Origin of the sequence: Amycolatopsis sp. lyj-90 (genome assembly GCF_046549035.1) — a bacterium.
Taxonomy (GTDB): domain Bacteria; phylum Actinomycetota; class Actinomycetes; order Mycobacteriales; family Pseudonocardiaceae; genus Amycolatopsis.
The window spans coordinates 54,346-68,824 of sequence record NZ_JAJPWP010000002.1; the positions used below are offsets into that span (position 1 = coordinate 54,346).

Annotated in this window: 15 protein-coding genes; 8 read left to right on the forward strand and 7 right to left on the reverse strand. The window is 68.5% G+C overall.

Features of this window, described 5'->3' with window-relative positions:
- The first annotated feature begins 183 nt into the window (after positions 1–183).
- Positions 184–1,503 (forward strand): cation:dicarboxylate symporter family transporter, encoded by a 1,320-nt coding sequence (locus ACLJPX_RS06070; RefSeq protein WP_410600014.1) that lies wholly within the window; start codon positions 184–186, stop codon positions 1,501–1,503.
- A gap of 79 nt (positions 1,504–1,582) precedes the next feature.
- Positions 1,583–2,164: a DUF6000 family protein gene (locus ACLJPX_RS06075; protein WP_410599134.1), complete on the forward strand. Its 582-nt coding sequence runs from the start codon at positions 1,583–1,585 to the stop codon at positions 2,162–2,164.
- On the opposite strand, the gene ACLJPX_RS06080 is transcribed toward ACLJPX_RS06075, so the two are convergent.
- The gene (locus tag ACLJPX_RS06080) at positions 2,154–2,555 is read right to left on the reverse strand and encodes a winged helix-turn-helix transcriptional regulator (RefSeq protein WP_007028064.1); all 402 of its coding nucleotides are present in this window, start codon (positions 2,553–2,555) and stop codon (positions 2,154–2,156) included. The genes ACLJPX_RS06075 and ACLJPX_RS06080 overlap by 11 nt on opposite strands.
- Before the next feature lie 100 nt (positions 2,556–2,655).
- Between ACLJPX_RS06080 and ACLJPX_RS06085 the strand changes: the two genes are divergently transcribed.
- Positions 2,656–4,065, forward strand: a complete 1,410-nt coding sequence (locus ACLJPX_RS06085; RefSeq protein ID WP_410599135.1) for an MFS transporter — start codon at positions 2,656–2,658, stop codon at positions 4,063–4,065.
- Here the strand turns inward: ACLJPX_RS06085 and ACLJPX_RS06090 are convergent.
- Genes ACLJPX_RS06090 through ACLJPX_RS06105 form a run of 4 tightly spaced genes read right to left on the reverse strand, consistent with a single transcriptional unit; the run spans position 4,044 to position 6,486 of the window.
- On the reverse strand, positions 4,044–4,748 hold the full coding sequence (locus ACLJPX_RS06090; protein WP_410599136.1) for a carbon-nitrogen hydrolase family protein: 705 nt from the start codon (positions 4,746–4,748) through the stop codon (positions 4,044–4,046). The genes ACLJPX_RS06085 and ACLJPX_RS06090 overlap by 22 nt on opposite strands.
- Before the next feature lie 9 nt (positions 4,749–4,757).
- Entirely contained in the window at positions 4,758–5,231 is a 474-nt protein-coding gene (locus ACLJPX_RS06095; RefSeq protein WP_410599137.1) for an SRPBCC family protein, read from the reverse strand.
- Positions 5,228–5,938, reverse strand: a complete 711-nt coding sequence (locus tag ACLJPX_RS06100; RefSeq protein ID WP_101608791.1) for an anti-sigma factor family protein — start codon at positions 5,936–5,938, stop codon at positions 5,228–5,230. The genes ACLJPX_RS06095 and ACLJPX_RS06100 overlap by 4 nt, the downstream gene beginning before the upstream one ends.
- Positions 5,935–6,486 (reverse strand): sigma-70 family RNA polymerase sigma factor, encoded by a 552-nt coding sequence (locus ACLJPX_RS06105; protein ID WP_410600015.1) that lies wholly within the window; start codon positions 6,484–6,486, stop codon positions 5,935–5,937. Before ACLJPX_RS06105 ends, ACLJPX_RS06100 begins: the two co-directional genes overlap by 4 nt.
- Positions 6,487–6,745: 259 nt before the next feature.
- Here ACLJPX_RS06105 and ACLJPX_RS06110 point away from each other — a divergent pair, with 259 nt between their 5' ends.
- On the forward strand, positions 6,746–7,378 hold the full coding sequence (locus tag ACLJPX_RS06110; protein WP_410599138.1) for a fibronectin type III domain-containing protein: 633 nt from the start codon (positions 6,746–6,748) through the stop codon (positions 7,376–7,378).
- A gap of 80 nt (positions 7,379–7,458) precedes the next feature.
- On the opposite strand, the gene uvrA is transcribed toward ACLJPX_RS06110, so the two are convergent.
- Both uvrA and ACLJPX_RS06120 read right to left on the reverse strand, forming a co-directional pair.
- The gene (gene uvrA / locus ACLJPX_RS06115) at positions 7,459–10,314 is read right to left on the reverse strand and encodes an excinuclease ABC subunit UvrA (RefSeq protein ID WP_410599139.1); all 2,856 of its coding nucleotides are present in this window, start codon (positions 10,312–10,314) and stop codon (positions 7,459–7,461) included.
- Between the two features lie 77 nt (positions 10,315–10,391).
- Positions 10,392–11,615 (reverse strand): acyltransferase family protein, encoded by a 1,224-nt coding sequence (locus ACLJPX_RS06120; protein ID WP_410599140.1) that lies wholly within the window; start codon positions 11,613–11,615, stop codon positions 10,392–10,394.
- A 107-nt stretch (positions 11,616–11,722) separates the two neighbouring features.
- On the opposite strand from ACLJPX_RS06120, the gene ACLJPX_RS06125 reads away from it, so the two are divergent.
- From ACLJPX_RS06125 to ACLJPX_RS06140, 4 genes are all read left to right on the forward strand, one after another.
- Positions 11,723–12,400: an MBL fold metallo-hydrolase gene (locus ACLJPX_RS06125; protein WP_410599141.1), complete on the forward strand. Its 678-nt coding sequence runs from the start codon at positions 11,723–11,725 to the stop codon at positions 12,398–12,400.
- A 99-nt stretch (positions 12,401–12,499) separates the two neighbouring features.
- Positions 12,500–12,928: a hypothetical protein gene (locus tag ACLJPX_RS06130; protein ID WP_410599142.1), complete on the forward strand. Its 429-nt coding sequence runs from the start codon at positions 12,500–12,502 to the stop codon at positions 12,926–12,928.
- The gene (locus ACLJPX_RS06135; RefSeq protein ID WP_410599143.1) at positions 12,925–13,569 is read left to right on the forward strand and encodes a helix-turn-helix domain-containing protein; all 645 of its coding nucleotides are present in this window, start codon (positions 12,925–12,927) and stop codon (positions 13,567–13,569) included. Before ACLJPX_RS06130 ends, ACLJPX_RS06135 begins: the two co-directional genes overlap by 4 nt.
- Positions 13,566–14,351, forward strand: a complete 786-nt coding sequence (locus ACLJPX_RS06140) for a DUF2637 domain-containing protein (protein WP_410599144.1) — start codon at positions 13,566–13,568, stop codon at positions 14,349–14,351. The genes ACLJPX_RS06135 and ACLJPX_RS06140 overlap by 4 nt, the downstream gene beginning before the upstream one ends.
- The last annotated feature ends 128 nt before the right edge of the window (positions 14,352–14,479 follow it).

Here is a 14,479-nt window from a genome sequence, read left to right on the forward strand (position 1 = left end):
GCGTACCGGCCGCTCGATCCGCCCGGCCGGAATTCCCCGGAAACCACTCGCGCGAACTCAATGAACACAACCGTGACCCAGCTCACCTGCCCGGGTGATAGTGACCGGCAATCCCGAACACCCCCTGAGCTGGAGGCAAAGGTGCCTACAACGCCCGAAGCGGCGCCGCGTCGCCGAGACAAGATGCACTACCTGTACCTGGCCGTGATCGCGGCGGTCGTCCTCGGCGTCATCGTCGGGTTCGCCGCGCCGGGTCTGGCCAAGGAACTCAAGCCCCTCGGCACCGGATTCGTCAACCTGATCAAGATGATGATCTCCCCCATCATCTTCTGCACCATCGTGCTCGGCATCGGATCGGTGGCGAAGGCCGCGAAGGTCGGCAAGGTCGGGTTGCTGTCGCTCGGCTACTTCCTGATGATGTCGACCTTCGCGCTCGCGATCGGCCTCGTCGTCGGCAACCTCCTGCACCCGGGCGAGGGCCTGCACCTCGACCCCGCGGCCGCCGCGAAGGCGCACACGCAGGCCGAGGGCGCCGAAGGAACCGTCGATTTCCTGCTCGGCATCATCCCGACCAGCTTCGGTTCCGCGTTCACCGAAGGCCAGGTGCTGCAGACGCTGCTGATCGCGCTGCTCGCCGGATTCGCCGTGCAGAAGCTCGGCACCAAGGGCGAGCCGATCCGCCGCGGCATCGAGCACATCCAGCGGCTCGTGTTCCGGATCCTCGCGATGATCATGTGGGCGGCGCCGGTGGGCGCGTTCGGCGCGATCGCCGCGGTGGTCGGCGAAACCGGCTGGGGCGCGCTGCGCAGCCTCGCCGTCATCATGATCGGCTTCTACCTGACCTGCCTGGTGTTCGTGTTCGGCGTGCTCGGCACGGTGCTGTGGCTCGGCGCGCGGGTCAACATCTTCACCCTGCTGCGGTACCTCGGCCGCGAGTTCCTGCTGATCCTGTCGACGTCGTCGTCCGAATCGGCCCTGCCGCGGCTGATCGCGAAGATGGAGCACCTCGGGGTTTCCAAGCCGGTCGTCGGCATCACCGTGCCCACCGGGTACTCGTTCAACCTCGACGGCACGGCCATCTACCTGACGATGGCGACGCTGTTCATCGCCAGCGCGCAGGACCAGCCGCTGGGCATCGGCGAGCAGATCTCCTTGCTGCTGTTCATGATCATCGCGTCGAAGGGCGCGGCGGGCGTGAGCGGCGCCGGGATCGCGACCCTCGCGGGCGGGCTCCAGTCGCACCGGCCGGAACTGGTCGACGGCGTCGGCTTCATCCTCGGGATCGACCGGTTCATGTCCGAGGCCCGCGCGCTGACCAACTTCGCGGGCAACGCCGTCGCGACCGTCCTGGTCGGCACGTGGACCAAGGAGTTCGACCGCGACCAGGCCAACCGGGTCTTCAGCGGTCAGGCCCCGTTCGACGAAGCCACCCTGATCGACGACCACCCCGACACCTCCAAGGACCCTGACGGCGACAGGGAGAAAGCCGTCGCGCACGCCTAGCGCGCGGCATGAGTGAAACCGCGGTGCGAGGGTCCCCCGTCCTCGCACCGCGGTTCTTCGTTTCTGGGAAACTCTCGGCATGCCGGACGCCATCGACCGTTACGTGCCCGAGCGGTACTCGAAGCTCTTGCACGGCAACTTCGCCGGGATGATGAGCGGCCCCGAACGCGAGACCTTCCTGCTGGCCCTGGCCGAGGACGCCTCCCGGATCACCGACGAGGACTTGGAGTTCCTTTTCGACGCCGGCTGGCGGGAGCGGATCACCGCCGCCTGGCTGATCGGCACCGATCGCCGCACCGCGTGGCGCGGACGCCTCCGCGAACTCCTCCTGGAGAGCGGGATGGTCTTCGCCGGGCAGGGCTACTGCTTCGCGCTGGCCCGGTTCGGCACCCTCGCCGACGCCGAGATCCTCGTATCCTATCTGGACCATTACCTCGCGCGGCCGGACCTGCGCTACGACCAGCAATGGGCGCTCGCGGCCCTGCACCACGTCGACGCCGACCTCACCACGGCGTATACGGCGCGCTACCTGCGCCCGGGTGGCCTCTGGGAAAGCTGGTCCGCGGCGAACAGCACGGACCTGCCGTTCCACAAGTGGTACTTCGACCTGCTGTGCTCGCACGTCCAGCGGGCCGTGCACGCGACAGCCGTCAGGCGCTGACCTTCTCGTCGTAGACGACGCGGGACGCGGCGATCGAGTCGCGGTGGCGCTCGGCCCAGCTCAGCAAGCCGCTCAGCGACGCGTACAGCTCCTTCGCCATCGCCGTGGCCTCGTACTCCACCTTCGGCGGCACTGTCGGGTACACGGTGCGGACGAGCAGGCCGTCGCGTTCGAGGTTCCGCAGGGTCAGCGTGAGCATCCGGCGGCTGATCCCCTCCACCGACCGCTCCAGTTCGGTGAACCGCACCGGACCGCGCGTGGCCTCCAGCAGGATGCCGATCGCCCACTTGCCGCTGATCCGGTTGATCACCTCGAGCACGGTGCACACCTCGAGTTTTTCCGGGTCGACCACCCTGGCCTGCGCGGTCACATCGGTGTTCCCCTGGGACATGGAAGTGCCTCCTTCCGGCAGGGAACAGAGTCACACAAGATGGGCGCTGTTACAAGTGATGCACCAAGGCATCACCTGGGGAAACTCCAAAGGATTCACCATGCCCAACCGCGCTCTCGCTCTCGCTGTGCTCTGCGCCGTCTCGCTGATGGTCGTCCTCGACGGCTCGATCGTCGCCGTCGCGCTGCCCGCGATCCAGAACGACCTCGGCTTCACCCCGTCCACCCTGGCCTGGGTGGTCAACGCCTACCTGATCGCCTTCGCCGGGCTGCTGCTGTTGTCCGGCAGGCTCGGCGACCTGATCGGCCGGAAGCGGGTCTTCCTTGCCGGGCTCGGCGTCTTCACTCTCGCGTCCTTGCTGTGCGGGATCGCGCAGGACCAGACGCAGCTCGTCGTGTTCCGCTTCCTGCAGGGCGCGGGCGGCGCGCTCGCGTCGGCCGTCGTGCTCGGCATGATCACCACCCTCTACCCGGAACCGCGGGCGCGGGCGAAGGCCATCGGCGTCTACAGCTTCACTCAGGCCGCGGGGGCGTCGCTCGGGCTCATCGCGGGCGGCATGCTCACCCAGCTGCTCGACTGGCACTGGACGTTCTTCGTCAACCTGCCGATCGGCGCCCTCGCCCTGGTGATGGCCGCCCGGCTGCTCGCGGACGACCGGGGGCCGGGGGCGCGCGGCGGCACCGACCTCGCCGGCGCCGCACTGGTCACCGGCGGGCTGATGCTGCTGGTCTACACGATCGTCAAGGCCGAGGAGTACACCTGGGCCGACACGCGCACACACGGGTTGCTAGCGGTGTCGCTGCTGCTGCTCGCCGGTTTCGTGCTCCGGCAGGCCAAAGCGCGGAACCCGTTGCTGCCGCTGAGGATCTTCCGCGGCCGGGCGGTGTCCGGAGCGAACGCGGCGATGGTCCTGATGGTCGCCGGGCTGTTCGGCTTCCAGTTCGTCACCGCGCTCTACCTGCAGCGGGTCCTCCTGCTCGACGCGCTGAGCACCGGGTTCGCCTTCCTGCCCGCCCCGGTCTCGATCGCGGTGATGTCGCTGGTCTTCGCCGAGCGGCTGAACCACCGCTTCGGCGCGCGAACGGTGCTCGTGACCGGGCTTTCGATGGTCGCGCTGGCGCTCGGTCTCCTCGCCATGGTCGAGGCGGACGGGAACTACGCGACGGACGTCCTGCCCGCGCTCGTCCTGATGGGCATCGGGTTCGGCGCGGCGATGCCCGCGCTGATGGGGCAGGCGATGTCCGGCGTCGTCCCGGCCGACGCCGGGGTCGCTTCCGGCCTGATCAACACGACCCAGCAGATCGGCGCGGCGATCGGTACCGCGGTGCTCGCGACCGCCGCCGCGTCCCGCACCGGCTCTCTGCTGACCGAAGGCGTCGCAGTGCCCGAAGCACTCGCTGGCGGTTACCGGACCGCGTACGCGTTGAGCGCGGGACTGCTCGCTCTCGCCGTCTTCGTCGCCGCCGTGGTCTTGCGTGACCGGAAGGCTCAGGAGGCGATCGTCGCGTAAGCCCATTCGGAGACTTCGCCGCCGAGCCGCACCTCGGCGGCGCCTCCGGGTTTCCAGACGCCGCTGCCGCCGAACGCGGCCATCCCGCCGGTCTTGCCGGAATACTGGGAAAGCACCACCCACATCCCGTGCCCGGCCGCGACGCCGACCTGGTCGAGAAGCCGCTGCTCCTGGCCCTCGCCGAAAAGCGCGCTGAGGACGTAGACCTCGGCGCCGGCTTCGGCGAGTTCCCTGGAGTGGTCCGGGTCGGCGGCGTCGAGACAGATCGCGAGGCCGAGTCGCCTGCCGCCGACGTCGACGATCACCTGGCGCTCACCGGCGTCGAACAGCTCTTCCTCGCTGTTGTGCAGGTTGCGTTTCGCGTACGTGGCAACGGTTTCGCCGTCCGGCCCGAGCACGAGGGAACTGATGTACCGGCGGCCGTCCTCCACGAGCGGAAGGCCGATGACTGCGTGCACATCACTGGCGCGGCAAGCTTCCCGAAGCGGTTCGAGGCGCGGGTCGTCCTGTGCCAGCCAGAGTCCCGGATCGGCGGCGAGCTCCTCGAACTCCAAGCCGGTCAGCGAAAGTTCGGGGAAGACACAGAGGTCCGCTTCCGCGATCCGGAGGAGCCTCGCGTGTTCGGCGATGTTCGCGGAAAGGTCCGCGGGGACGGTGAACGGCTGCACGGTGGCGACACGCATGGCCGGACTCTAACCCGAACCGGCCCCCAGATACCCCTGCAATCCGTGTTGCCCCCGTCGCATCATGAGCGCGTGGTTGATCCGGAAAATCGGCCTGGCGACCCGATCGAGCTTGCGCAGCAACGGTTTCCGCGCCTCGACCTCCTGCGTGATCTCCAGCCTGGTGCCGTTGTCCACCGGGGTCAGGGAACCGGCCAGCATCCCTTCCAGGTCGCCGCTGAGCAGGACCCGGACCCGGCCCTCGTGCTCGTCCTGCCGGTCGCGGTGCATCCGCACGGTCAACGCGTACGGCAGCCTGGACCGGCAGACGAGTTCGGCGGTGTCCTCGTCGACCTGGCTGACCGAACGGACGTCACGCCACCACAAGGGATACGCGGCCAGGTCGACGACGGCGTCGAAGACCGCCTTGGGCGAGGCGGGAAGCACCCACGTGTCGCGGAAGCGGTACCGACCGCCTCCGGGACCCGCGAGCGAACCCGTCATACCCGCGCCGACACCAGGTTCCGGCCGTCCATGGTCACGACGTCGACCGAGGCCACGTCGTCGGGAGCGACCAAAGCGGAACCGTCGATACCGGTGCCTTCCTTCTCGCCCTTCGCCGAGACCAGCCAGCTGCCCGCGTTGACGCGTTCACCGCTCTTGGTCACCACGACGAGCTGACACTTCTCGCCTTCCCGGACGCCTTCCGCCTTCGCGTGGAGCCGGACCCAGCCCGCCGCCGGGACGACCCGGACTGCCAGCTGCGTCCCCGTGTCGCGGTCGGTGGCCGCGAGATCGCGGGTGCCGGGCACCTGGGCGGTCGCCGTCGGCACCGGCAAGGCCACCGTCGACGGTTCGGGCGACGTCTGCCGTCCGACCAGCACGCCCGCGCCCAGCGCCACGACGACCAGCACGGCCGCACCGGCGACGGCGAGGAGCCGCCTCGGCTTGCGCTCCTGGGCACCTTCTTCGTCGCGGACCTGACGCAACGTGCGCTGCAGGAGCAGATCGCCCCCGTCGGGAGGTCCTTCGAGGAACGCTTCCGGCGGCACCTCGTCGAGGTGATACCGCAGCTCCCCCAGCTCACGCACCTCACGACGGCACGTGGGGCAGTTCGCCAGATGTGTTTCGAACGTGGCCGCTTCCGCCGGGGTCAGCCCGCCGAGGACGTAGGCGGCGAGCTGGCCCTGGTCGTGTCCCACCGCACTCATCGCGCTACCTCCTTCCCGGTTCCCGACATCACGGCTCTGAGCGCCCGTAACGCGTAATAAGATCTCGACTTAACGGTACCCGGGGCCACGCCCAGGGATCTCGCCGCTTCGGCCACCGTCCGGCCCCGGTAGTAGATCTCCACCAGGACCTCACGATGTTCCGTGGACAGGCCGTCCATCGCCCCGAGCACCGCCATGGAATCGACGACGCCCTGCGCGTGGTCCTTCGACACCGCGGGGGTCGGCATGCCGTCCTCGGGCTCCGCCACTTCCGGCGGCCGTGCCGCCCTGGCGCGGGCGCGGTCGGTGATGATGTTCCGGGCGACCGTGAGCAGCCAGCCCCGCACCGATCCCTTCGCGTCGTTCTCCAGGTCTTCGGCATGTTTCCAGGCCCGGACCAAGGTCTCCTGCACGACGTCCTCCGCGGCCGCGCGATCCCCGGTCAGCCTCGTCGCGTACGCCAGCAGGCTTCGCCCGTGTTCGGCGTACAAGTGCCGGACCAAGTCCTCGCCTTTGGCCTTTTTGGGCCGCCAGCCTCCGATCGCCACTCGTGTCCTCCCGACGGTCTTCTGGGTCGGCGAGGACAGTACTGCAACCCGCAGGGGCAGAGTGGATCGTTCGGCGCGCGCCGCGATCGAACTGTGCATCGGCACCGGCCTCTCCTCGGTTCTCCATGGCCGCCTCCTCTTGCCTCTCACACGGACGCCACGGCGATGCGGTTCAACCGGGTCTTGTCGATCACTCGAGGCGCTCGTATGCTGACGCCTCCGGACTCCGCCGCCGCCTGATTCCCGGGAGGGACGAGGCGTGCCAAGGAAACTCGCGGCCGTGCTGCTGGCGGTGGCCTTCGCGGCGGGATGCGCTGCGGAACCCGGTTTCACCGCGACGCTGACGGATCCGGTGAACGTCGACCTGAGCTGGCCCGACGACGATCCGGACGTCGCGGGCCGGATCGTCGAGTACACCACCGACCCGCACGGCGAGTACACGATCCTGCAGTTCGTGCCGCCGAGGCAGACCACCTACCGGCATCCGGACCTGATGCCGGAAACACGGTTCTACTACCGGATCCGGCCGTTCTACGGCGCCGCTTCGGAGGCTGTCACGGTTTCCGGGCCTTCGGCTTCCGGCTCGGGACCGGCGGTCTCGCTCCGCACCGGCGGCCAGGCGGCCGCTCCGGCGGCTTTCCGCGCGGAACCCGCCGCAGAGGAGATGGTGCGGTTCAGCTGGGCCGACCGCTCCAGCGACGAGGACGGTTTCCTCGTGGAGATCAAGAAACCCGGCGCTCCCGACTTCGTGCCGATCGAGATGTCGGATCCGGGGACGACGTCGGCCGGTCTCGCTTCGATGCCGGGCGAAGAAGGCGCCTCGTACCGGCTGCGCGCCTTCTACTACGGGCCCGCCTCGCCGGTTCTGGACCGGACCACGGGGAAGGGCTAGTTCCCGCTCCCGGATGCTATGAAAGGCCCGTTACTTGCAAATTTTGCAAGTAACGGGCCTTTCATAGCGCCTTACGCGACTCAGGCGAGAACGGTCTTCAGGAACTCGCCGGTGTAGCTTTCCTCCACCGAAGCGACATGCTCCGGGGTGCCCTCGGCGATGACCGTGCCACCACCGGAACCACCCTCGGGCCCCATGTCGATGACCCAGTCCGAGGTCTTGATGACGTCGAGGTTGTGCTCGATGACGATCACCGTGTTGCCCTTGTCCACCAGGCCGTTGATCACGCCGATCAGCTTGCTGATGTCCTCGAAGTGCAGACCGGTGGTCGGCTCGTCGAGGATGTAGACCGTCTTGCCGGTGGACCGCTTCTGCAGCTCGCTGGCGAGCTTGACGCGCTGCGCCTCACCGCCCGACAGCGTCGGCGCGGGCTGCCCGAGCCGGACGTAGCCGAGGCCGACGTCGACGAGGGTGGCCAGGTGCCGGTGGATCGCCTTGATCGGCTCGAAGAACTCGGCCGCCTCTTCGATCGGCATGTTCAGCACGTCGGAGACGGTCTTGCCCTTGTAGTGCACTTCCAGGGTCTCCCGGTTGTACCGGTCGCCCTTGCACACCTCACACGGGACGTAGACGTCCGGCAGGAAGTTCATCTCGATTTTGATCGTGCCGTCACCGGCGCAGGCCTCGCACCGGCCGCCCTTGACGTTGAAGGAGAACCGGCCCTGCTGGTAGCCGCGCACCTTCGCCTCGGTGGTCGCGGCGAACAGCTTGCGCACGTGGTCCCAGACGCCGGTGTACGTCGCCGGGTTGGACCGCGGGGTGCGGCCGATCGGCGACTGGTCGACGCGGACCAGTTTGTCGACGCCGGCGAGGCCGTTCACGCGCGTGTGCCGCCCCGGCACCTGGCGGGCGCCGTTGAGCTTGTTCGCCAGCACGGTCGCGAGGATGTCGTTGACCAGCGTCGATTTCCCGGAGCCCGAGACACCGGTGACCGACACGAGGCAGCCGAGCGGGAACGACACGTCGAGGCCGCGCAGGTTGTGCTCGCGGGCGCCGACGACGGTCAGCTGACGCTTCTTGTCGATCGGCCGCCGGATCGCCGGCACCTCGATCTTGCTGCGGCCCGAAAGGTACGCGCCGGTGATGGATTCCTTGTTCTTCAGGATCTTCTTGTACGGTCCACTGTGGACGATGTGGCCACCGTGCTCACCCGCGCCGGGGCCGATGTCGACCACCCAGTCGCTGGAGCGGATGGTGTCCTCGTCGTGCTCGACGACGATCAGCGTGTTGCCGAGGTCGCGCAGCCGGACCAGCGTCTCGATCAGCCGGTGGTTGTCCCGCTGGTGCAGCCCGATCGACGGCTCGTCCAGCACGTACAGGACGCCGACCAGACCGGAACCGATCTGCGTGGCGAGCCGGATGCGCTGCGCCTCGCCGCCGGACAACGTCCCGGAAGCGCGGTCGAGCGAGAGGTAGTTGAGCCCGACGTCGAGGAGGAAGCGCAGCCGCGCCTGGATCTCCTTGAGCACCGCCCCGGCGATCACCGTCTCGCGCTTGCCGAGTTCCAACTCGTCGAGGAACTGCGACGCCTCGGCGATCGAGAGCGCGCAGACCTCCGCGATCGACCGGTCACCCTGCGTCTTGTGCTCGAGGGTGACCGCGAGGATCTCCGGCTTGAGCCGCGTGCCCTGACAGGCCGGGCACGGCACCTCGCGCATGTAGCCCTCGTACCGCTCACGCATGTACTCGGATTCCGTCTGCTCCTGGCGCCTCTCGAGGAACGGGATGACACCCTCGAAGGCCGCGTAGTACGAACGCTGACGGCCGTAGCGGTTCTTGTAGCGGACGTGGACCTGCTCGTCGACGCCGTGGAGAACGGCTTTCTGGACCTTCGCCGTCAGCCTGCGCCACGGGGTGTCCATCCGGAAGCCGACGGTCTCCGCGAGCGACTCCAGCAGGCGGATGAAGTAGTCCGCGCTCTGGCCGCCCGCCCACGGCGCGATGGCGCCCTCGCCGAGCGACAGCTCGTCGTCCGGGACCACGAGTTCCGGGTCGACCTCCTTGCGGACGCCGATACCGGAGCACTCGGGGCAGGCGCCGTAGGGCGCGTTGAACGAGAACGACCGCGGCTCGAGGTCCTCGATCGCCAGCGGGTGGCCGTTGGGGCAAGCCAGGTTCTCGGAGAACCCGCGCACGCGATGCGGGTCGTTCTCCGGCAGGTCGACGAACTCCAGCTCGATCAGGCCGTCGGCCAGCCGGAGCGCCGTCTCGACCGAGTCGGTGAGCCGCTGCCGCGAGCTCGTCTTCACCGAGAGCCTGTCGATGATGACGGCGATCTGGTGCTTTTCCTGCTTCTTCAGTTTCGGCGGCTCGGTGAGCGGGTGGATCGTCCCGTCGACCACGACACGCGCGTAGCCCTGCTGCTGCAGGTTCTCGAAGAGGTCGAGGTACTCGCCCTTGCGCCCGCGCACGACCGGCGCGAGCACCTGGAAGCGGGTGCCCTCCTCCATGGCGAGCACCTGGTCGACGATCTGCTGCGGGGTCTGCTTGCTGATCGCCTCGCCGCACTTCGGGCAGTGCGCCTTGCCGGCGCGGGCGTAGAGCAGGCGCAGGTAGTCGTAGACCTCGGTGATGGTGCCGACGGTCGAACGCGGGTTGCGCGAGGTGGACTTCTGGTCGATCGACACTGCGGGCGAAAGGCCCTCGATGAAGTCGACGTCCGGCTTGTCCATCTGGCCGAGGAACTGGCGCGCGTACGCCGACAGCGACTCGACGTAACGACGCTGCCCCTCCGCGAAGATGGTGTCGAAGGCGAGGCTCGACTTTCCGGACCCGGACAGACCGGTGAACACGATCAGGCTGTCGCGGGGCAGGTCGAGATCCACACCGCGGAGGTTGTGCTCGCGGGCGCCGCGAACAACGAGGCGATCAGCCACGCCAGGGTCCCTTCAGGTTTCATTCTCAGCTGCGGTCGCCGGCCCGGTCGATAGCTGCACGGGCGGCCGCGTCCATGCTACGAGGCACCACCGACAGAAACCGGCTTCGAGTCCTTGACCTGCGGTTTTCCAGGCTTTTCGCGTCGATCCCGGCGAGCGGTGAGCCACCGGTGGACCGGCCGTTCCACGCCCGCGGTGATCGCCCAGCCCCCGAGTACGGCGGCGGCCAGCACGATCGGGAGACGCAGCCAGCCGGGGACGCCGACGTTCAGCAGGGCACGGGCCAGGATGTAACCGAGTTCCTGGTGCACCAGATAAAGACCATACGAGATGCCCGCGAGCCAGGTGACAGCCGGGGCGACCCGGGCGAGCCCGGGCAACCGCCAGTCCGGCCCCCGTGCCGCGAGACAGACGGCCAGCAGCATGATCGCGAAACCGGCGAGCGACGGCCAGCGCTCGGGATCGGTGGGCAGGGCCTGGTGGAACGGGAAGACCTGCAGGTCCTGCGCGGCACAGGCGGCGAGCAGGAAGAGCACGAGATGCCAGTGCGCCAGCCGTCCTTTCGCCCACAGCCAGATCGCGATCCCGATGGCGAAGACGTGGACGCGGTGCAGGCCCAGGCCGTAGAAGAAGGTCTCCACGAGCTTCGGAGTGGAAACCGGGTCGAACACGACGAACCGGAGGAAGAGCGGGACCAGGATCAGGGCCCAGAGCAGTCCGACGGTCGATCGGTGGGTGCGCCACCGGCGTGGCCACAGCAGGGCCGCGGCGGTGAACGCGATGAGCTGGACCGGAAGCGTCCAGTAGGCGCCGTCGAGGTAGTAGAAGAGTTCGTATCGCCAGCCCCACTCCTGGACCATGCCCAGGTTGGCGAGCAGATCGGAGCCGGTGGGGACGTACCAGGGGGACGGATCCGACGGCGGCCCCTGCGGGATCCCGAAGAGGAATCCGGTGAGACCGGGTGGGAACGGCAGGCCGCTGAACCGGATCGTCGCGTACCGGGCGACGACGTAGGTGACGGCCACCGCGACCAGGTACGCGGGCACCAGCCGCGCCACCCGGTTCCACAGCCACCGCCGAGGTTCACCCTTTCGAAGGCTCGCGCACACGAAGAAGGCGGAAATCACCAAAAGGATGGCGGCACCGAACTGTGCGGTGACCCTGAAGGGGTAACCCACCAGTTCCGGGTGAAGCAGAGCACCCTGATGGGTGACATGCCCGAGGATCACCGCGAAGACTGCGACAACGCGAAGGACGTCCCAGCTGATCTTGCGCGAAGCGCGCGGTGAGGCGTCGGGCACGGGCGTCCTGTGGTTCGGCTGGCAGGGCGACGCGAGCCTACGGGCCACGCCTGTGCGTCGCCTGTGCGGGTGGAACCGATTGCGGGGTAAGGACTACCGTGTGCGGTGTGAACATCGTCGAGACCTACACCGGGCACGTCGAGCCCGGCGGTGACGCCGCCCGTCGCACCTTGGACGCGCTGACCATCACGAAGCTGTCGGTCGGTCCGATGGACAACAACGCGTATCTGCTCGTCTGCCGCGCCGAGAACGAGGCGCTGCTGATCGACGCCGCGAACGACCCGGAACGGATCTCCGACCTCATCGGCCACGGACCAGACCGGCCCGCGCTGAAGACCGTCGTGACCACCCACCAGCACCAGGACCACTGGCAGGCCCTCGGCGCCGTCGCCGGCGCGAACGGCTCGAACACCGCCGCCCACCCGCTGGACGCCGAGCCGCTGCCGATCCCGCCGGACTTCCTCGTCGAACACGGCGACACGGTCAAGGTCGGGCAGATCACTCTCGAGGTGATCCACCTGCGCGGCCACACCCCGGGCTCGATCGCGCTGCTGTACCGCGACCCGGCCGGGCACCCGCACCTGTTCACCGGCGACTCGCTGTTCCCAGGCGGTCCTGGGCGGACAACAAGTCCGGAGGAGTTCGCCAGCCTGTTGGACGACCTGGAAGCACGCATCTTCGGCGAACTGCCGGACGAGACGTGGTTCTATCCGGGACACGGCGACGACTCCACGCTTGGCGAGGAGCGTCCGAAGATCTCGGAGTGGCGCGAACGCGGCTGGTGAGCTGACGACGTTCCCGAACGGGGCTGCCCTACCTAGTAGGCGGCCCCGTTTGCTGTTGGAGCAGCGAAAACGGGGCCTGGACGGACACTGGAGGTCCGCATGGCACCGAATACTGCCAGTCCCGGTGACGCTGAGGAACGCGTCCCCCACGACTTCACCCATATTCCGCACCAGTCGCTTGGCGCACTGGTAGAGCACTGGTCCGCCGCCCGTACGCGGACGTTCATGGCCAAGGACGGCGAAGCCGATCCCAAGGATTTGCTCACCGAACTCGCTTACGGTGCCCGGATCGCACAACAGATCACCGCGGGCCGATGGTGCGTAGTCGCCGAGTTGCTGCGAACAGGCGCGGTCGACTCCTGGGCGCAGGTCGGCACCATGATCGAGGTGACCGAAACCGAGGCTCGGGACGAGTTCCACGGTTGGGTTGCTGGTCAGGTCGCTCTTCGACTTCGGACCGGCACGATTGGTCTCACCGAGGCCGACGCGGCTGAGCTGTTCTCGTTGTCCTCGGCGGTGTCCTGGTGAGCATTGAGGTAATTCACTGGGCGCTCAACACCGCCCCGATTCCCCGCGAGCGCCGCGACGCGTCGAGCCTGGCCGCGGTTCTGGTCGGGTTGGCGAACCACGCCGATCCGGATGGCCGCAACGCGTTCCCTTCGCTGGCGAGGCTGGCGCGGTACACACGGCTGTCCGAGCGATCGGTTCGCTACGCCTTACGAGGGTTGCAGGATCTCGGCCTGATCCGCCCCTCTGACCCGAACATCGTGGCCGCGTACGTGAAACGTGCAGACCGGCGGCCCAACGGGTACGACCTCGCAATCGATCGGGCCGAAGTGCTTGTGGACAACTCGGTCGACGAGGGGCAGAGTCTGCCGCCCGCTGAGCGGCACGAGGGGCAAACTCGGTCGGCACGAGGGGCAAACAGCGACACAACGGGGGGCAATGCTTGCCCCCGAACCGTCCTTAACCGTCCTGGGAACCGTCCGGTGCGCGAGCGCGCGCCCGAGGCGCGCTCGCCAATCCCGCCGCCGTGCGGGCAGTGTGATGCCCGGCCCAGTGATCCGGTCTCGGCTCGCGTGGTGTGGCTGGATGCCGATCACGCTCGCTCGGTCCGTTGCCCGCGCTGTCACCCAGCTGCCGATGGCTCGGCGGGAGGTGCCCGATGACGGTGACCAACGGAAACCTGGTGGCCCAAATCCGGCAGGCGCTCGACACGGCGCGCGAGACCGGCCAGCCGTCGCCAGGGCGGCCGACGCTGGTGAAGTTGACAGGGGCGACAGATCACGCGGTCCGCAAGGTGCTGGCGGAGCTGGCGACCGAGAACGCCAATCTCGATAAGCCTGGCGGGCAACCGCCGAACGAGGGCGTCGGGTGGCCTGTCTCCGATCCCGGCGCCGCTGCCGACCGGCAAAGCGACTCTGGCCGGTCGCCCATGATCACCAGCCCTGGCGACAAGATGGCGCCAACCGCTGACCGGCCCGTCAGCGCTGGAGACGACGTGTCGACTCCGGCCGCGACGGGCGGCCGGCTCGTCGCATGGGCGGGGTTCGTGTTCGGCTCGGTGATGTCGATCGCGGCGAACGTGCTGCACGTCTGGCTGCCCGCTCCGCATGAGCCGCCTGGTTGGGTGCCGGGGATCGCGCCCCAGGTCGGGGCGGCCGTGTGGCCGGTCGGGCTGATGCTGGCAGTGGAGGCATTGTCCCGTATCCCGTGGCCCAAAGGGGTGTTGTGGGGCCTGGCCCGTTACGGCGGAGCCGGTGCCGTCGCGGTCGGCTCGGCGGTCATCTCCTACGGACATCTGCGAGGCCTCCTTCTGGCCTGGCAGTACGACCCTGTGGCAGCCGCTGTCGGCCCACTGGTGCTCGACGGCTTGATGGTGGTGTGCGGCTTCGCCCTGTTGGCGATGAGCCGCACCAGCACCGGCGAGAACGAGGGTGATCGCCGATGACCGTCGAGCAGACAGCAGTGGAGGCGCAGGTCGCTGGCGACGAGAAAACGCCAACAGTCGCCAGCGCTGGCGCCGTGGTGGAGGCCGGTCCTCTCTTGGAGGGCGAGTTGCTCACCGATGAGGAATAC